The following is a 17713-nucleotide window of genomic DNA, read 5'->3' on the forward strand; positions in this document are numbered from 1 at the left end:
CGTCAGGCCAGAGATTTACCGCCAGCTTCCTTCAGATTCGCAGTCACCCACGACACCCTTGCTTTTGGTTAACGCTTCCCACTATCAAGGCGCGTTCGGGACTCTCACCCTATAGCTTGCGCCCGTGCCGGGCGCACACAAAAAAAGCCACCGCTTACGCGATGGCTGCAGAATATATATTGAACTTTTGCAAAAGTAGTGCTTACAAGGCGGCTACATCTTCTTTAGCCAGGGTGTGCTTGTTGGTTGTTTTATCGGCTTTGTTTACTGCTACCAGGTTGGTTTGGTTTACGCTTGCGCTTTGGTCGTGGGTTAAGTTGTAATCAGTTACGTTACCGGTAAGGTCGGCTTTGGCGCGGTCGTTCACGGTGATGTTTGCTTTAAAGGCATCCAGGCTCAACTTTGCAGAAGCGTTGTTGTACAGATTAACGTCCAGATCGATCTTAGACAGGTTACCGAATGATTTTACTTCGGCGTTATCGTAAGCAGAGATGGTGCGCAGGTCGGCAGCGGTTACCCAAACTACCAGTGTTTTTGCGTTGTATGATGCAATGCGCAATACGCCGTTATCGTTTTGTACCAGGGCGCTTTCGGCATAGTAACGGTTGTAAACTTTCACCTGGTCGGCGCTGCCGTCTGATACGAATAGTTGCACGTTACCGCGTATTTCTATTTTGTTTATCTGGCTAACATTTGTTAAAACGGTGGCTACTTCTTCGTTGTTGTTGGTAGCGGCGAAGGTTGTTGTTGCGGTACCTAAGGCTAAAGTGACGATGGTTGCTATGGTTAAAAATTTCGCTTTCATAATTCCTAATATTTTGATAGTGAGTGCTTTTATGTTTTTTCGTTTTATTAAATACACCCATATGACGCACCCATTCAGGAAACGTTACAGCAAAATATGGCCAAATAGACGTACGGGGCAATTACATCGGTGAACGGTGGAAAAGGGTCGGCGAAAAAGATGCAGATGTGCAGATGTGCAGATGTGCAGATGTGCAGATGTGCAGATGTGCAGATGTGCAGATGTGCAGATGTGCAGATAAAGGAAAATGAGGATATGATTAGATTGTTTTGCTTTTAGAAAAAAATCCGAATGAAAATTGACGGATTTATCCTAAAGCCTATCCGCTATCCTGCTCGCAGCATTTTGCAGTTCGGTCATTGATACCTTTGAGGTGAGCTTGTTTATTTTTAAGCGTAGCAACGCATTACCCTTCCGTACGATGATGAGGGCGAAGTTGCTGCCGTCGGTATGCAGCCAGGCTTCATCGCCAACGCCTGATAGTTTCTTAACGCCAACCATGCCGCTGTTGCTTGCCAGCATATCTGCATATAATTTTTGTGCCTTGGCTACATAGGCATGCCTTTCTAACGAATAGTATAGGTAACATGGTCTGCTTCCGGGTACAACTTCCGGCCCGCCAATGTAGGTGCATTGGTATTGGGTTACGCCGTTTTTAATTGGAGTTGTACGCCCGGTAAGTTTAGTGGTTTGTCCGAGGATTTTTTGGGCATCTACTACGGATAACAGATAATGGGCAACGGTATCGACCTGATTAGGTATTGCAGCTTTCACATTGGAGAGGTAGCCCGCCCAAATGATAGTTAATAGAAGTAAAACACCCGCTACCTTCTTCATGATGATTTACTCAGGTTTACAAGCCGAGGGAAATTTTTGGCAATTAAAGATATAAGGTAAACGGCAGAAATGATAAATAAATATATTGCGCTATTCCTTTGTGCATCAAATTTATTCAAAAACACCTGTTTTTAATAAAATAAGTAACTCGTCCGTTGGGCAATCCCATTTATTTTTCATACTTTACCCATCTACTATGGCCTTACCTATCCGTAATAAAAAACTGCTTCGTGTGCTTGTGGTGTTCACAATGACCTTATGCGTTGTAGCATGTAAAAAAAACAAACCAAAACCTGCAGACGACGGGCCGAAACAGCCCTACACAGCAATCACCTCGCTCAGTACCTATAGCGGCCCTTACAATACCACTGTGGTGATAACAGGCCGGGGGTTTGACGATGTAACGAATAACAACAAGGTTTTTTTTAATGGTAAGCCTGCAACTATAAGTGCATCAAGCAATACCAGCATCACGGTAACGGTGCCACTAGCTGCCGGCACCGGCAAAGTAACCTTATCGGTAGATGGCACAACTGTTACCGGGCCCGTTTTTACCTATGAATTTCACATGATGGTTACCACCTATTTTGGGTACAATGCATATGGCATTTATAACTTCGGGCCTACGGCTAAATTATGGTCCTTGGAAGCAAGGGATATTATTGCCGATGCCGAAGGCAATTTACTTGTTACCGAGCCGGGTTACAACGTGATTGAAAGAATTGACACGCTGGGTAATATAACGGCTTTTGCGGGGGTTCACGGCTCGACAGCGCTGTCTTGGGATGGCATTGGCAATAAAGCTTTCCTGGCTGGGCCGAACCGTATTGCGGCCGATATTAACGGTAATTTTTATTTTACAGAAAATAGCACCAACCGCGGTGTGCGGAAATTAACCACAAACGCCGAAGTAACCACGCTTATGGCAACTTATGAGGGGAAGTTATGGCCGCTAAGCTTTTTTGTGGGCAACCCCAGCGGTATTGCTATTGATAAAGAAAACAACCTGTATGTATCCGACGGCTTTTACGCGATAAAAAAAATATCCCCTGCGGGTGAGGTAACAAACTTTGCGGGGGTGGATGCAGGCTTTGCCGATGGCCCTGCCAACGTGGCCAAATTTAAATATCCGGATGAATTAGTTTTAGATAGCAAGGGCAACCTATATGTGGCCGACCGCGATAACTTCCGCATTCGTAAAATTACCAAAGATGGTATGGTTAGCACTTTTGCGGGCAATGATCAACGGATTGCAAAGGATGGCACGGGTGTGGCGGCTGGCTTTATGTCTCCCCAGGGGCTTTACATAGATGCTGCTGATAATATCTACGTGGCCGATGCCGGGAGTCACCAAATTCGTAAGATAACGCCAGCGGGTGTGGTTTCTACCATTGCGGGCACGGGTAAAGAGGGTATCAAAGATGGCTTGGCAGAACAAGCCACTTTTATAGCACCGGTAGGTATAACAATGGATAAGGCCGGAAATTTGTATGTTACAGACCAGGGCAGCTTATTGGTTCGTAAAATAGGCATGCAATAAGCCTGCTCCGTCATTACAAATAATACTTCTCCCCGTCCGTTTTTATTTTCCCGGCATCCAGCAGCAGCCGCAGGGTTTCTATCTTTTCTTTTTCGGTGCCGCGCTTAAGGCCGGTTATCAGTTGACCGATATTGTGGGCTTCTACGCTTAATAGCTCAACTATTTCGTTGGTGATGTTCTCGAATATCTCCGACGCATTCTTTTGCCGCTTTTCGGTTAGGCAAACATCGCATACGCCGCATTTGGCCGCGTTGTTTTCGTCGAAATAGGCCAACAGCATTTGGCTGCGGCAGCGTTTGTGCTCGGCGTAGGCAAATACGGCCTCCATCTTTTTGCGGTAGGTGGCCTTGCGGGCCTCTATATCTGCCTTGTTGATAAATACATTATCGTTGTGTTGCCGTGGCATTAGCCAGGTTATCTGCGGTTTATCTGTTTGTGGCAGGTAGCTCAATAACTGGTAGCCGCCCAACTGGTTCAACCCCTCTACAACCTGCTGCACGCTCATGCCTGTGCGGCGCGCAAGATCAAATTCTTTCAGCCGCACGTAATTCTCGAAGGAACCGCCATACGAGCGCAGCAGCGTTTTGATGAATGGGTCCCAGCCGGGGTTCTGTATCTGGAAGTTGTAAAGTTCTTCGTTAGTCACCTCGAACCTGAAACGCGAGGGCAGGAAAACGCTCTCGGTAAAAGCTACATATTCGTTTTGCTCCAGAAACTTCAGCGCGTTAAGTGTTTTGATGGCATCGAGCTTATAGGTGCTGCAAAAATCGGCCAGATCCAAGTCGAAGCTCATGCCCTCGCCCGTTTCGTAAGCTATCTGACAGTAATTTGCCAGATAATGATAGGTTTGCTTGATTTCTGCAACGGAGGGAAAACTCTGCAGGAATACTTTCTCGCGACGCAGCCTGTCTATGCCATCGTAAAGCAATACCCCGTAGGCCTTTTGCTCATCGCGACCGGCGCGGCCGGCCTCCTGGTAGTAGGCTTCCAGGCTATCGGGTGCCTCCAGATGTACCACGAAACGCACATCAGACTTGTCTATCCCCATACCGAAAGCATTGGTGGCTACGATGATGCGGGTTCGGTTGTTTTTCCAGGCCTCTTGTTTTTCGCTGCGCTCATCGGCGCTGAGGCCGCCGTGGTAATAATCGGCCTTATAGTTGTGTTCGTTCAGGAATTTGGCCACATCGGCAGTGCCCTTGCGTGTACGCACGTAAACAATGCCGCTGCCTTTTACACCGCCAACAACATCCATCAAGGCGCGGCTTTTATTTTCGGCATGGCGCACCACATAGCTGATGTTTTTACGGGCGAAGCTCTGCTGGTAAAGCATGCTGCCTGGCTTAAATAAAAGCTTCTCTTGTATATCTACGCGCACATCGGCCGTGGCTGTTGCCGTAAGGGCCAGCACAGGTACATTGGGGTGCAGTTCGCGCAGTTCCGCAATGTGCAGGTATGGCGGGCGGAAATCATAACCCCATTGCGATATACAATGCGCCTCATCCACCGCAAAAAGGTTTACCTTCATGTACTTGATGCGCTCGCGCACCAGTTCAGATAATAGACGCTCGGGCGAGAGGTACAGAAATTTTGTATAGCCGTAGATGCAGTTATCCAGCGCGATATCCACCTCGCGGCGGCTCATGCCCGATACGATGGAAACCGCGTCGATGCCCTTTTCCCTCAGGTTCTCCACCTGGTCTTTCATCAGTGCGATAAGTGGCGATACCACAATGCATATGCCGTCTTTAGCCAAAGCCGGTATCTGGAAACATACGGATTTGCCGCCGCCCGTAGGCAGCAAGGCCAGCGTATCGTGCCCCTGCAATACCGACGTGATGATTTCCTCCTGCATCGGCCGGAAGTTATCGTGCCCCCAATATTGCTTAAGCAGTTCGCGTGTGGTCATTTGGCTGGTTATTAGTGCTAGTTAATAGAGTGATATGGCTGCCCACATAATAAACCAGTAAACTGCCGCGAAGACAATAAGAAGAACAGTCGTCCTAAATAAAATTCCGAGCCAATTTTTTATCATCTCCTACGCTTGAACAAGTTAAAACATTCGTTTTTTATAGAAAAAGCCCGGCAAATGGCGGGCTTTTGTTGTATTTATTGCTTTGCTCAGTCTGATAGAAACATAATCAGCCGTCAAGCAGAACTTGTTTCGGTACCCCATCATGTCGGTAACCACTTTGCTAAGCCGCTTTGCATGCTCGCGAACCTTGCAAGTGGGGTGCCGAAACAAGTTCGGCATGACGTGGTTGGGGATTTACACCATAGCGATGGGTTTGAAACCCATCGCTATGTATTAAGGTGCTTATCGTTCGTTAATATCGGTATATTCCCTATCCGTAGCGCCAACGTATATCTGGCGCGGGCGGCCAATAGGTTCCTTGTTGGCTTTCATCTCTTTCCACTGGGCTATCCATCCCGGCAGGCGCCCAAGGGCAAACAGCACGGTAAACATGTCCGTTGGGAAGCCTAAGGCGGTGTAGATAATGCCCGAGTAAAAATCTACGTTAGGGTAAAGTTTGCGCTCTACAAAGTATGGGTCGCTAAGGGCAACTTCTTCCAGTTTTTTGGCAATTTCCAGGGTTTCGTCCTGTATGTGCAGCTTTTCTAATATATCGTCGCAGGCCTTTTTGATGATTTTTGCCCTCGGGTCGAAGTTTTTGTAAACGCGGTGGCCAAAGCCCATCAAACGGAAAGGGTCGTTTTTATCTTTGGCTTTCTTTATCCACTTATCGGTATCGCCGCCGTCTTCTTTTATCTTCTGCAGCATCTCTATCACGGCCTGGTTTGCGCCGCCGTGCAGCGGCCCCCAAAGGGCAGAAATCCCTGCAGAAATAGAAGCATACAGGTTAGCGTCCGAAGAACCTACGATGCGCACGGTTGAAGCCGAACAATTCTGCTCATGATCTGCATGCAGTATCAGCAGCTTGTTCATGGCGCTTACCACCACAGGGTCTATCACCACATCCTCGGTACGTTGTCCAAAGGTCATGTACAAAAAGTTGGTAACGTAATCCAGCTTATTCTGCGGATACATCATGGGGTGGCCCAACGATTTTTTGTATATCCACGATACGATGGTGCTCATCTTGGCAATCAGCTTGATAATTTCCAGGTTCACCTCCTCGGCAGTAAGGCCCGGCTTAAGCGATGCCGGGTTGAAAGCCGCCAAAGCGCCAATCAACGACGATAACTGCCCCATAGGGTGCGAGCCGGAAGGGAAGCCATCGAAAAACTTCTTCATATCCTCGTGCACCAGGGTGTGGCGGCTAATCTCGCGCCCAAAACTTTCCAGCTGCCCGGCAGTTGGCAACTCTCCGTATATCAGCAGGTACGCAACCTCTATAAAGGTCGATTTTTCGGCCAGCTCCTCTATAGGGTAACCGCGGTATTTAAGTATGCCTACCTCGCCATCTAAAAAGGTAATGGCGCTTTTGGTAGCACCAGTATTTTTATACCCTATATCTAAAGTAACGTAGCCGCTTAAGTCGCGCAGTTTAGAAATATCTATCGCCTTTTCGCCCTCGGTGCCCTCAATTACAGGCAGTTCGTATGTTTTATCACCAATTTTTAGTTGTGCGGTATCAGACATGGAAAATATAGTATTTGCAACAAATGTAAGTAAATATGCGTATAAACAGGCTTCAAGATACAATTTACTAATTGTAAAATTCTTATGCCGGTACATGCATTTTTGCCGTATATTAGTTTGCTGATGTTAAAAAAACACCCCGTGCATGGCGTTTAAGGAAAAAACCCTGCTGAAGATAGATAACGACCATACGGTTTACCGCCTGCTTCTGCTGGGTTTGTTTATAGCAGGCCCATCGCTTCACTATTTGTGTTATTACAACTCTTACGACCCTATCTGGCTGCGCGCTATAAACTGCCTTTTTTGCGCCGTAGCGCTAAGCCTGTCGTTCGGCAGGTATAAAACGGCATACAAGTACTCGGTTTACGCAACCATCATCGCGTACCTTGCCATCAACAACGGCATCTTGCTGGGCAAAAACGGTTTTGAGCATGTGTACCTGTTCAGTTCCATCACCATATTTATCTCGCTTACCTTTTTTTGCAGCAAACGTTGGGAGTTTGTTACCATCAGCGTATTGAACCTGGCAGTTATCCTCTGCGCCTATTACACGGCGCCAAAGCTGTTTATCTCGGGCACCATACTCATCATATTGCTGGTGATATTCACGCTGATAGCCTATGTATCGTTCTTTGTGATGGGAAGCTACCAACAGCAGTTCAGGAAAGCCATAAACGATGTATTGCAACTGAACGAAAGCCTGGTAGCTAATGATCGCACACTACGCGAAAGCCGCCAGCAACTGCACGCGCTCATCAGCTCGATGAACGATACCATCTTCGAACTCGACGAAAACATCATCTGCCTCAACGTATGGTTCGGGCCGCAAAGCCCGTCTTACCTTACCCCGGAGCAGTTCCTCAACAAGCATTTGTTAGAGGGAATGGACCCAACCCAAGCTATCCCCTTTGCCAGGGCATATGATCATGTAATGAAATACCGCGAGCCTTACACTTTGGAGTTCGCCTCGCTATTTGGGCAACCCAAATGGTTCATGGCCAAGGCCGCGCCTGTGTTCGATATCAACGGCAATTATTTGCACCGCATATCGGTATCAGTTACGGATATTACCGAGCAAAAGAAACGTGCAGATGCTTTACAGGAGAGCGAATATTTGCTTCAGCAAGCACAAAGCATAGCCAAAACCGGCAACTGGTGGTTTGATGCCTTAACGCAAGAAGATTACTGGTCGGATAATTTATTTAAGATACTGGAACTTGATTCGATACTACAAGGCGTTGATAAATTCCAGTATTACATGAGCCTGGTGCATCCGGATGACTTGAAGAATACCGCAGCGTACTTCGAAAACATTACCACTATTACCAACCTCAACCACGAGCATAAACTGGTAACGCCTAAAGGGAATGTTAAATATATAAAGATATTGCGCGGCGATTTGCACACCGATGAAACCGGCAAGTTAAGCCGTATTGTTGGCATAATACAGGATATAACAGAGGCCCGGCTTGCCGAAAAAGCGGTGAAAGTAAGCCAGGCCGAGTTGCAGGAAGCGCAAACCATAGCCAAAATAGGCAACTGGAAATTTTATAATGCTACCAAAAAACTTACCTGGAGCGAAGAAGTAAGCGCCATATATGAACTGGATGAACACGAAGCATCGTTAACACACGCGGGCAGGGCATTAATAAAATATATACACCCCGACGATGTATATATTGTAAGAAACCTGTTTAAGGCCGCATCTGATGTAGCAGTAGAGTATCGCATTATAACGCCTAAGGGCAAATTAAAACATATCAGCGTTATTACCGGTAAACTGAAGTACCGCGAGGACGGCAGCCTGCGCAAGATAGTAGGCACCCTACAGGATATTACCCAGCGCAAGCAGGCCGAAATAGAACACAAAAGCACCGAAAATAAATTCCGCCAGGTGCTGGAAACCATTAACCTGGCCGCGCTTTCGCTGGATGAGAAAGGGAATGTAATATTCTGCAACAAGCACCTGGCCAACCTGCTTGGCTACCAGCAGGACGAGATACTGGGCATGAACTGGATGAATAATTTTATCCCCGAGGACCTGCGCGAGATGATGACGGGCTGGTTTATCACCAATACCGTAAAGGTGCATTACGTAAACCCGGTTATCTGCCGCAACGGCGAGCTGCGTACCGTCAGCTGGCAAAACACCATCAGCTACGATAACGAAGGCAACCTTAAAGGCACCACCAGCATAGGCGAAGATATTACCAGGCAGCAAATAGCCCGGCAGGAATTAATCACCGCCAAAGAACAGGCCGAGCGCGCCTCGCGCTTCAAATCGGAGTTCCTGTCCATCATGAGCCATGAGATACGCACGCCCATGAACGCGGTGATAGGCACTACCAACCTGCTGCTTGCCGAAGATCCAAGGCCCGAACAACTGGAGTACCTCAATACGCTTAAATTCAGCGGAGAGAACCTGCTGGCTATTATCAACGACATACTTGATTATAATAAGATAGAGGCCGGCAAACTGGTGCTCAATAACTCGCCATTCAACATTCATCACCTGGCGCAAAATATCAAGCAATCGTTCTACGCCCGGGCGGTGGAGAAAAACCTGGAAATAGAACTCATTGCCGACCAAAGCATCCCCGCATACCTCATAGGCGATCAAAACAGGCTTAGCCAGGTACTCATAAACCTGGTGAACAACGCCGTTAAGTTTACCAAACAAGGCAAGGTGGGCATTGTACTGCAGAAAGAGCGGGCCACAGATGGCGAAATACTCATTACCTTTAAGGTTACCGATACGGGCATTGGCATAGCTGCCGAGAACTTCGGGATAATATTCGATCCATTTATACAGGAAGAACAGGTTATCAATGCCGATTATGGCGGCACCGGCCTGGGGCTGGCGATAACCAAAAGGCTGGTGGAGCTTTACAAAAGCAGCATACACGTTACGAGCGAACTGGGCAAGGGCACCCAGTTTATTTTTTCGGTATGGTTCCAACTGGCAGAGGAGGCGCCGGCGCTGCCGGAAAAACCTGTCGCTACCCTATTGCCGCCCAATCTTTACGGCATGAATATTTTGGTGGTAGATGATAATAAGATGAATATTATGATAGCCGCCAAATTCCTCAAAAAATGGCAGGCTAATGTGGACGACGCCGCCAACGGGCTGATAGCCGTGAAAATGGCCGGCGAAAAGGCTTACGACTTAATCATTATGGACCTGCAGATGCCCGTGATGGATGGCTTCGAGGCTTCGGCCATCATCAAAGAACAACAACCCTTGCTGCCTATCATCGCCTTTACTGCAGATGCTATGCCCGAAACGCATACCAAAGCTTTTGAACATGGCATGAGAGATTTCCTCACCAAGCCTTTCGTGCCCGAGGTGCTTTTCGAGAAGGTATCCAGGCATTGTAAGCCTGTACTAACTCAGAATATTTAACCGGCTTTAGGCGGCCCTACGTTTGCCATGTACGATGCCAGAACTTTCCTGGCGAAACAGATTGCAGCCGCTATAATAAACGACATGGATAATCCGAAGGCTGCATGCTTCTGGAAAATGAAGATTTCCGGATAAGATGTACCGTTGTACACCACCGGCCCGGTAAATAGGCCGAACAGGCAGGGCCTTCCCAATACAAAAGCGGCGATAAGTTCTGATAGCAGGTACATCATTAAGCAATAGGCAGCGATATGCCTCAGCTTACTTCTGATAAAGTAATAGAATAGGAGAGAAAAGGTCAGCAACCCGAGGGCCATAAACACCGAGAACAGCAGGAACATGCCCATAGTTTCGCTGCCGTCCTGTATCCGCGGCAAAAAGCCGAAATCGAATACGAGCGCAAAACTTAGCACATAAGTAAAGTAGTCTGAAGCAGCAGGCGGCAGTAGTTTAAAATACTTGACCATTGCCCGCCTGATGCTAATTAGTTGGTACGTATAGCCTCAACAGGATCCATCCGGGATGCAAACCAGGCCGGTATAATGCCCGCAATGATGCCGATGATTACCGAGATACTTAAGCCTCTGATGATATTGGTTGCGTCTAAAACAATTTGGAGCCCCGAGGCTGCCTTAGCCCCCACGGTGCCCAGGTACACAAGCCCCAGCCCGATAAGCCCCCCCATCAGGCAAAGTACCACCGATTCGATGAGGAACTGCAGCAGGATAAAATAATTTTTGGCACCCAATGATTTCTGTATGCCGATGATATTGGTACGTTCTTTTACCGATACGAACATGATGTTGGCAATACCGAAACCGCCAACCAATACGCTGAAGCCGCCTATGATGGCGCCCGCGACGTTCACGAAGCCGAAAACGCTATCCAACTGGTTGGAGATGACGCTTGATTTGTTGAGGGCGAAGTTATCTTCATCGCCGGGGCGAATGCTGCGGATAGAGCGCATCAGCCCGCGTACTTCGCTTTCTACTTCATCTTCGGAAAGGTTGTCGTGCCCTCGGATTACTAACGAAGGCGAGTATTTTTCGTCCTCTATATCGATAACGTTTTTGGCGAAATTCAATGGCACAATCAATTGCTTATCGGTAGAAATACCCAGCATATCATCGCCCTGCTTGCTAAAAACACCTATAATGGTAACCTTGCGGCCCATTATCTTCATTTGCTTGCCCACAGCATCGCCGGAGGGGAACAGGTTGTCGGCTATATCATAACCAATGATGGCCACTGGCGAGCCCGTGCGCGATTCAATATCTGTAAAATATCGCCCATCCTGAAAATCGAAGCTAATTACCTTATCGTGCTCATGCGATACCGCGCCTATCTGTGCGCCATCTACCGTGTTGCTGCCATATTTTACGGTACGGTTAGCAATGCTTATCTCATAGGTAATAGCCTTGGCAGTTTGGCTGCGGCGGCGCATCTGCTCAAAATCGCGCAGCTTAGGCACGGGGCGTTGCATATACTTCCACCAGGGGAAGTTATCCTCGCCCACCCAGGGCCACTTCTCAACGTAAATACTATTGTTGCCCAGCTTATTTACGCTTGCCTGCAAATTGTTGCGCAGCGTATCAACCGCAGAGCGTACCGCGATGATGGTAAATATACCAATGGTTACGCCCAACAGGGAAAGCAGCGTGCGTAGCTTGTTTTGCCTAAGCGCATCGTATGCAAACAGGAAACTCTCGCGGATAAGTTTTAATATGATCATATCGGTATCGTTATCGTAACAGGCAAAGCGCCCCGTGCTTTTATAGCTGTGCAGGGCGATATGGGGTTTAGACTGCGGCTGCGGCTTTAAGTTACAGCGTTCGCCATAAAAGTATTTTTCTAATAATCAAAACGAAATGTTATAAAAATCGGTTAAACTAACAAAAAATCCGTACATTTGCGCCCTGAAAATTCATATATAAAGCATGAAATTATCCCAGTTTAAATTCAATTTACCCGAGTCACTTATCGCTCATTCGCCATCAGACATACGCGATCAATCGCGCTTAATGGTGCTCCACCGCGATTCGGGCAAAATTGAGCATAAAATATTTAAGGATATATTGGATTATTTTGATGACAAGGATGTAATGATCCTGAACAACACCAAAGTATTCCCTGCGCGCATGTATGGCAATAAAGAAAAAACCGGTGCCACCATCGAAGTTTTCCTGCTGCGCGAACTCAATAAAGAACTACGCCTTTGGGATGTTTTGGTTGACCCGGCCCGTAAGATACGCGTAGGCAACAAGTTATACTTTGGCGACGACGACCTGCTGATAGCCGAGGTTGTGGATAACACCACTTCGCGCGGCCGCACCATCCGCTTCTTGTTCGACGGTACCGACGAGGAATTCCGCCGCAACGTAGAGATACTGGGCGAAACACCGCTGCCAAAATATATCAAACGCAAAGCCACTGCCGACGATAAAGAACGCTACCAAACCATATTTGCCAAGCATGAAGGAGCAGTTGCTGCCCCTACCGCCGGCCTGCACTTTAGCCGCGAGCTGATGAAACGCCTGGAACTAAAAGGCGTTGAATTTGCCGAGGTTACCCTGCACGTGGGTTTAGGCACCTTCCGCCCGGTTGAGGTGGAGGACCTTACCAAGCACAAGATGGATTCTGAACAGTTTATCATCGAAGCAAAACAGGCTGACATCGTAAACAAAGGTATCGAGCGCAAGAGCCGTATCTGCGCCGTCGGTACCACTTCTATGCGCACTATCGAGTCGGCTGTATCGGCCAACAAAACGCTTAAAGCCGCAAACGATTGGACCAGCAAGTTCATCTTCCCGCCATACGAATTCAGCATAGCCAACAGCATGATAACCAATTTCCACACGCCCGAATCGACTTTATTGATGATGGTGAGTGCATTTGGCGGTTACGAGCACGTAATGAACGCCTACGAAATTGCCGTGAAAGAGAAATACCGCTTTTACAGCTACGGCGACGCGATGCTGATAATTTAAGATTAGATTTGAGATGTGAGATTTGAGACTAGCTCAATTTCATCAAGATACAAATGAGATATAAGCGAAAGTTTATATCTCATTTTTGTTTTATAGCTTTGCAGTACTAATAGCCCGGCATGCTGTCTCATATCTCATATCTCACATCTCATATCTAAAAAAGCATGCCCGGTCTCACATCTCATATCTCAAATCTAAAATCTAAAACCTACGCCGTCATCGTGGCCGGCGGTTCGGGTACGCGGATGCAGTCGGCCTTGCCTAAGCAGTTCATCGGGCTGAATGGCAAACCTGTTTTGATGCATACGCTGGAGGCTTTTGCGGCCAGCCCACTGCAACCGCAGCTGATTGTGGTACTGCATGCGAGCTATCATGCCCTGTGGAAAGAGCTGTGCGCTGTGCATAACTTTGTTATAAAACATGCATTAATTGCGGGCGGCGAAACGCGCTTCCATTCCGTAAAGAATGCCATTGACCAAATTATCGATAAAAATGTGCTAATTGCTGTACACGATGCCGTGAGGCCCCTCATAAGCCCTGCGGTGATAGATGAGGCATACAACTGCGCCGAGGCCCATGGCAGCGCCGTAGTAGCCGTTAAAAGCCGCGATTCGGTAAGGCAGTTAAAGGGCGACTCCTCGCAAAGCTTAAACCGCGAGGGCATATACCTGGTACAAACTCCACAAACCTTTCAATCAGAAATATTAAGAGAAGCTTATCAACAACCTTTCGACCCTAAATTCACCGATGATGCATCGGTAGTGGAACAGCTGGGCATTAAAATACAGCTAATTGAAGGCAATTACAGCAATATCAAGATAACCTTCCCCGATGATATTGCCATTGCCGAGGCCCTTATAAACAAAAAACCATCGGCCCAATGAGCCGATGGTTAATTATTTTGCTTGCGCGCGGATTTATCAGGCTCTCCTGATAACGCCAAGTAGTAAAGCGATAATAGCAATTACCAATAATACGTGAATAATATTGCCGCCAAATGGGCTTACGAATGCGCCGAATAACCAAATAACGACCAGGATAACTGCAATAATGTACAATAGGCTTCTCATGTTGTTGTGTTTTTATATGTTAATACTTCAGTAGATTGTACGTAGCTTAATACCAAAATCATTCCAAAAAGCGATGAATAAAAAAGAACGCTGTGTTGCAGCGTTCTTTTTTATGTGTAAGCATTCCACCGGGTTTTAGGCCGGCGCAACATTGCTTAAGCCCTCCTTATCACCCCCAAAAGCAATGCTATGATTGCAATAACCAATAAAACATGGATGATATTACCCTGACCGCCGTAGAAATATCCGAAAACCCACCCTATAACCAGGATAACTGCTATGATGTACAATAAACCTCTCATGACGTTGTGTTTTTAATATTTAAGTATATATGTATGTAAATACCGTTATGCCAAAACCGTTCCAGAAAGGAGTAAAACAAAAATAGCCCCCGCAAAATGCAGAGGCTATTGATACAATATCTTAGTTGTTCTATTTGGGTTGCCTTGCAATAGCAGCTAATTCCGCCATAAAAGTTTCGGCATCTTTTTTATTTCGGATTGCCATGCTCAAGCTGTCTGCGGTATTAGGCTGCGATGAAGCAATTGTAATTTGCTTGCCTCGCGATGCCTCCGCAATTTTTTTTAATTCTTTAAGTTGGTTTTCAATCCGTTGATTCATTTACAAATATAATAATTAACGACTTAAATTTAGTTGAAACATATAATAACGATATAAATCATCCCGTCGTCGATTATAATCAAATCGCTCTGGTCGTGGTTTAAAAAGCGGCGCGCCGTCCTTATTTCGCTCTATATCCATCTGATTGCGTAGCAATTTAACATACCAATCTACGCCGATACTAATAAAGAATTCGCTCAATCGCTGCTTGTTAGTTACAAACATACTGTGGTATAAATTCGCTCTTAAATCATCCGAACCATCTAAACCGATAATCAACTCGGGATACTCCTTCAAAAAAGCTAAGGAAAAAAATATCACAGTTGAAAACACTTTATTACTATCGATATGCTTCAATCTTATCCTGTCATTAATTTCATTTCGCTCATTCACCGACCCCATTGCAAGATTATAGACAGAAATTAAAAATTCATCCGGATAAGGTCTTATTTCGACGCGAATCAATTCGTCATACCCGCCGCGTTGCGGCGAATAAAACTCCATTACTGAAAGGTTCTGGCTAATGGTGGCTGAAATAGGTTGATAGCAATTCTCTAAATCAATTGTAATCATTAATAGTTAAGGCTGAATAATTTAAAAAGCACCAATATATATAAATAGTAAAACAAAAAAAGCCCCCACAAATGCGGAGGCTCTAAGTATTATACAAGTATAATTAATACTCGTCTTCGTTAAAAAAGAAATCGTCTTTAGTAGGATAATCCGGCCAAATCTCCTCTATGTTCTCATACGGTTCGCCATCATCTTCAAGCGCCTGCAGGTTTTCTATAACCTCCACCGGCGCGCCCGAACGGATTGCATAATCAATTAATTCATCTTTTGTTGCCGGCCATGGCGCATCTTCTAAATGCGATGCTAATTCAAGTGTCCAATACATGTTTTTATATTAGTTGGGTAAATTTCCTTTTTCGCAAAAGTATAATATTTTTAAATTGATTTTTACTATTTTTTTGTAATTTTTTTATAATCTTGGTAACCACTGATTTTCAGCAACTTTTGCATCAAATCCCACCATACGCCCCAGCGTGAACAGGTAGTCGCTCAGCCGGTTAAGGTAGATATTCACTAACTCGTCAACCGTACTTTCCTCCGCCAGGTGTACGCTCAAGCGTTCGGCGCGGCGGCAAACACAGCGGGCTATGTGGCAGTAAGATATAACATTATTTCCGCCCGGCAAAATAAAATGACGTAGTTCGGGCAAAGTTTCGTTCATGCGGTCCATTTCCTGCTCCAGCAACTCTACGTCGCCGGGTTTAAGGTCGGGCGTTACCATGCGCGATTTTTCGGGGTCGGCCGCCAACGATGAACCGATGGTGAAAAGTCGGTCCTGTATTTCTTTCAGTATGTCCTTATCGTGCGGGGCCAGCGGCTGGTCGCGTATGAGGCCAATCCAGCTGTTCAGCTCATCTACGGTGCCATAGCTTTCTATGCGCAGGTGGTGCTTGGGCACGCGGGTACCACCAATTAAAGAGGTGTAGCCTTTATCGCCTGTTTTGGTATATATCTTCATCTCATGTTTATGATTAACCACAAAGGCCGCTAAGATAAAAACACAAAGCTCACAAAGATTTTTTTGTTTGCTTATTATCGGTTTTAAAAAACTTTGTGCACTTTGTGATAATAAAGCAGCACATCTTTGTGTTCTTTGTGGTAAAATAATCCGAACTTAAATACCAGCGTGGTGTTTGTTCAAATATATATCATTGCTGCCATGAAACTCATCATATCATCTGCTACCCTTGCTTTAATTTGTTTGCTTGCTATCCCCCTGTTCAGCTTTAAATGCAATAGTGGCAAAATCACGGAGGTAGTATTACCCCCGCCGCCCCTCCCCTCTTTCAGTAAATTTCTGAGCGAGAAGCAATATAACGATCTTTTCCCCGAGCGCGATAAGTTTTATACTTACCAGGCCTTTATAAAAGCGGTTGACGAGATGGCGCAGGTAAAGGTGAAAGTAACCCGGCGTGCGGTTTCCGTTTACCAATTCGTCCGTACCGATAAACGCACCAGTAAAGACAGCATCGTTCGCCAGGATGGTGACTGGAACGAAGAATGGGCCAAAGAAAAACCCGACAGCACCTTTACCGTAGATTACGGCGGCTTTTGTACCGATAAAGATGCCATCACCAACAAACGCGAACTGGCCGCCTTCTTCGCCCAGATAGCCCACGAAACTCGCCACGGCATTAACGAGAGCTATACCGATGGCCTGATGCTAAAGCGCGAAGCCGATATTACCCGCACCTACGTAAGCGATAGCGACGAGTACCCGCCCGTTAAAGGCCAAAAATACTACGGCCGCGGCCCTATACAATTGAGCTATAACGGCAATTACGGCTACGCATCAGATTGCATCTTTGGCAACAAACATATACTGCTGGATAACCCCGCACTGGTAGAAACCGACCCAGTAGTGGCTTTTAAAACGGCTATCTATTTTTGGATGACACCCGAAACGCATAAACCAAGCGCACATGATGTGATGGTGGGCAGATGGCAACCCAACGCCAAGGACAAAGCCGCCGGCCGCACGCCCGGCTTCGGCATGACCATTGTCATCGTAAACGGCGAATTGGAATGCAACAAAGGCGAGGATAACTACAGCATGAACGACCGCATTGGCTTCTACCAGTTCTTTTTAAAAAAACTGGGCATAAGCGATGCTAATTGCGCCTGTAGCTGTGGCAAGATGGCGGCATATAAGTATTGATGTGATGAATATTTCACGCAAAGGCGCAAAGAACGCAAAGCTATAACGCAAGAACTTTGCGGCCTTAGCGTCTTTGCGCGAGAACATTTTCTTAACTACGAGGAAGAAGTAAAAT

17 protein-coding genes are annotated in these 17713 nt (G+C 46.5%); 5 read left to right on the forward strand and 12 right to left on the reverse strand.

From position 1 onward, the window contains the following. Positions 1-202: 202 nt before the first annotated feature. Together AC1DYT_RS24850 and AC1DYT_RS24855 are read right to left on the reverse strand one after the other, a co-directional pair. The gene (locus AC1DYT_RS24850; protein WP_477472194.1) at positions 203-805 is read right to left on the reverse strand and encodes a GIN domain-containing protein; all 603 of its coding nucleotides are present in this window, start codon (positions 803-805) and stop codon (positions 203-205) included. A gap of 312 nt (positions 806-1117) precedes the next feature. Further along, positions 1118-1642, reverse strand: coding sequence for a hypothetical protein (locus tag AC1DYT_RS24855; protein ID WP_477472195.1), 525 nt, complete (start codon positions 1640-1642; stop codon positions 1118-1120). A gap of 196 nt (positions 1643-1838) precedes the next feature. Between AC1DYT_RS24855 and AC1DYT_RS24860 the strand changes: the two genes are divergently transcribed. Continuing rightward, complete coding sequence (locus tag AC1DYT_RS24860) at positions 1839-3182, forward strand: IPT/TIG domain-containing protein (RefSeq protein WP_477472196.1); 1344 nt, start codon at positions 1839-1841, stop codon at positions 3180-3182. Between the two features lie 13 nt (positions 3183-3195). Here the strand turns inward: AC1DYT_RS24860 and AC1DYT_RS24865 are convergent, their stop codons facing one another. Together AC1DYT_RS24865 and AC1DYT_RS24870 are read right to left on the reverse strand one after the other, a co-directional pair. Continuing rightward, the gene (locus AC1DYT_RS24865) at positions 3196-5091 is read right to left on the reverse strand and encodes a RecQ family ATP-dependent DNA helicase (RefSeq protein WP_477472197.1); all 1896 of its coding nucleotides are present in this window, start codon (positions 5089-5091) and stop codon (positions 3196-3198) included. 408 nt (positions 5092-5499) lie between these two features. Next, positions 5500-6786 (reverse strand): citrate synthase, encoded by a 1287-nt coding sequence (locus AC1DYT_RS24870; RefSeq protein WP_477472198.1) that lies wholly within the window; start codon positions 6784-6786, stop codon positions 5500-5502. Between the two features lie 145 nt (positions 6787-6931). Here AC1DYT_RS24870 and AC1DYT_RS24875 point away from each other — a divergent pair, with 145 nt between their 5' ends. After that, positions 6932-10189, forward strand: a complete 3258-nt coding sequence (locus AC1DYT_RS24875; RefSeq protein ID WP_477472199.1) for a PAS domain-containing hybrid sensor histidine kinase/response regulator — start codon at positions 6932-6934, stop codon at positions 10187-10189. Here the strand turns inward: AC1DYT_RS24875 and AC1DYT_RS24880 are convergent. Further along, entirely contained in the window at positions 10186-10656 is a 471-nt protein-coding gene (locus AC1DYT_RS24880; RefSeq protein ID WP_477472200.1) for a hypothetical protein, read from the reverse strand. The genes AC1DYT_RS24875 and AC1DYT_RS24880 overlap by 4 nt on opposite strands. A 17-nt stretch (positions 10657-10673) precedes the next feature. Continuing rightward, positions 10674-11921 carry an ABC transporter permease gene (locus AC1DYT_RS24885; protein WP_477472201.1) on the reverse strand — a complete coding sequence of 416 codons (1248 nt, stop codon included), beginning with the start codon at positions 11919-11921 and terminating at the stop codon, positions 10674-10676. A 205-nt stretch (positions 11922-12126) separates the two neighbouring features. Between AC1DYT_RS24885 and queA the strand changes: the two genes are divergently transcribed. Both queA and AC1DYT_RS24895 read left to right on the forward strand, forming a co-directional pair. Further along, positions 12127-13176, forward strand: a complete 1050-nt coding sequence (queA, locus tag AC1DYT_RS24890) for a tRNA preQ1(34) S-adenosylmethionine ribosyltransferase-isomerase QueA (protein WP_477459241.1) — start codon at positions 12127-12129, stop codon at positions 13174-13176. A gap of 164 nt (positions 13177-13340) precedes the next feature. Next, positions 13341-14060 (forward strand): 2-C-methyl-D-erythritol 4-phosphate cytidylyltransferase, encoded by a 720-nt coding sequence (locus AC1DYT_RS24895; RefSeq protein WP_477472202.1) that lies wholly within the window; start codon positions 13341-13343, stop codon positions 14058-14060. 36 nt (positions 14061-14096) lie between these two features. Here AC1DYT_RS24895 and AC1DYT_RS24900 read toward each other — a convergent pair whose 3' ends face one another. The 6 genes from AC1DYT_RS24900 to AC1DYT_RS24925 all read right to left on the reverse strand — a co-directional run bounded on the left by AC1DYT_RS24900 (position 14097) and on the right by AC1DYT_RS24925 (position 16398). Beyond that, on the reverse strand, positions 14097-14246 hold the full coding sequence (locus tag AC1DYT_RS24900; protein ID WP_477472203.1) for a lmo0937 family membrane protein: 150 nt from the start codon (positions 14244-14246) through the stop codon (positions 14097-14099). A gap of 155 nt (positions 14247-14401) precedes the next feature. Continuing rightward, positions 14402-14548 (reverse strand): lmo0937 family membrane protein, encoded by a 147-nt coding sequence (locus AC1DYT_RS24905; RefSeq protein WP_477472204.1) that lies wholly within the window; start codon positions 14546-14548, stop codon positions 14402-14404. Positions 14549-14678: 130 nt separating this feature from the next. After that, positions 14679-14867 (reverse strand): hypothetical protein, encoded by a 189-nt coding sequence (locus tag AC1DYT_RS24910; protein ID WP_477472205.1) that lies wholly within the window; start codon positions 14865-14867, stop codon positions 14679-14681. Positions 14868-14882: 15 nt separating this feature from the next. Beyond that, positions 14883-15440, reverse strand: coding sequence for a DUF6934 family protein (locus AC1DYT_RS24915; RefSeq protein ID WP_477472206.1), 558 nt, complete (start codon positions 15438-15440; stop codon positions 14883-14885). A gap of 103 nt (positions 15441-15543) precedes the next feature. Beyond that, positions 15544-15765 (reverse strand): DUF2795 domain-containing protein, encoded by a 222-nt coding sequence (locus AC1DYT_RS24920; RefSeq protein ID WP_002996718.1) that lies wholly within the window; start codon positions 15763-15765, stop codon positions 15544-15546. 84 nt (positions 15766-15849) lie between these two features. Continuing rightward, the gene (locus tag AC1DYT_RS24925; RefSeq protein ID WP_477472207.1) at positions 15850-16398 is read right to left on the reverse strand and encodes a cob(I)yrinic acid a,c-diamide adenosyltransferase; all 549 of its coding nucleotides are present in this window, start codon (positions 16396-16398) and stop codon (positions 15850-15852) included. 201 nt (positions 16399-16599) lie between these two features. Here AC1DYT_RS24925 and AC1DYT_RS24930 point away from each other — a divergent pair, with 201 nt between their 5' ends. Further along, the gene (locus tag AC1DYT_RS24930) at positions 16600-17598 is read left to right on the forward strand and encodes a chitinase (RefSeq protein ID WP_477472208.1); all 999 of its coding nucleotides are present in this window, start codon (positions 16600-16602) and stop codon (positions 17596-17598) included. The last annotated feature ends 115 nt before the right edge of the window (positions 17599-17713 follow it).

This window comes from Mucilaginibacter sp. P1_D10, assembly GCF_056406215.1.

Coding starts and splice junctions, on each gene's coding strand:
- AC1DYT_RS24920 (WP_002996718.1), bottom strand. CDS start 15,765: ATGTATTGGACACTTGAATTAGCATCGCATTTAGAAGATGCGCCATGG.
- AC1DYT_RS24860 (WP_477472196.1), top strand. CDS start 1,839: ATGGCCTTACCTATCCGTAATAAAAAACTGCTTCGTGTGCTTGTGGTG.
- AC1DYT_RS24895 (WP_477472202.1), top strand. CDS start 13,341: ATGCCCGGTCTCACATCTCATATCTCAAATCTAAAATCTAAAACCTAC.
- AC1DYT_RS24885 (WP_477472201.1), bottom strand. CDS start 11,921: ATGATCATATTAAAACTTATCCGCGAGAGTTTCCTGTTTGCATACGAT.
- AC1DYT_RS24880 (WP_477472200.1), bottom strand. CDS start 10,656: ATGGTCAAGTATTTTAAACTACTGCCGCCTGCTGCTTCAGACTACTTT.
- AC1DYT_RS24855 (WP_477472195.1), bottom strand. CDS start 1,642: ATGAAGAAGGTAGCGGGTGTTTTACTTCTATTAACTATCATTTGGGCG.
- AC1DYT_RS24875 (WP_477472199.1), top strand. CDS start 6,932: ATGGCGTTTAAGGAAAAAACCCTGCTGAAGATAGATAACGACCATACG.
- AC1DYT_RS24930 (WP_477472208.1), top strand. CDS start 16,600: ATGAAACTCATCATATCATCTGCTACCCTTGCTTTAATTTGTTTGCTT.
- AC1DYT_RS24910 (WP_477472205.1), bottom strand. CDS start 14,867: ATGAATCAACGGATTGAAAACCAACTTAAAGAATTAAAAAAAATTGCG.
- AC1DYT_RS24865 (WP_477472197.1), bottom strand. CDS start 5,091: ATGACCACACGCGAACTGCTTAAGCAATATTGGGGGCACGATAACTTC.
- AC1DYT_RS24850 (WP_477472194.1), bottom strand. CDS start 805: ATGAAAGCGAAATTTTTAACCATAGCAACCATCGTCACTTTAGCCTTA.
- AC1DYT_RS24870 (WP_477472198.1), bottom strand. CDS start 6,786: ATGTCTGATACCGCACAACTAAAAATTGGTGATAAAACATACGAACTG.
- AC1DYT_RS24925 (WP_477472207.1), bottom strand. CDS start 16,398: ATGAAGATATATACCAAAACAGGCGATAAAGGCTACACCTCTTTAATT.
- AC1DYT_RS24900 (WP_477472203.1), bottom strand. CDS start 14,246: ATGAGAAGCCTATTGTACATTATTGCAGTTATCCTGGTCGTTATTTGG.
- AC1DYT_RS24905 (WP_477472204.1), bottom strand. CDS start 14,548: ATGAGAGGTTTATTGTACATCATAGCAGTTATCCTGGTTATAGGGTGG.
- AC1DYT_RS24915 (WP_477472206.1), bottom strand. CDS start 15,440: ATGATTACAATTGATTTAGAGAATTGCTATCAACCTATTTCAGCCACC.
- queA (WP_477459241.1), top strand. CDS start 12,127: ATGAAATTATCCCAGTTTAAATTCAATTTACCCGAGTCACTTATCGCT.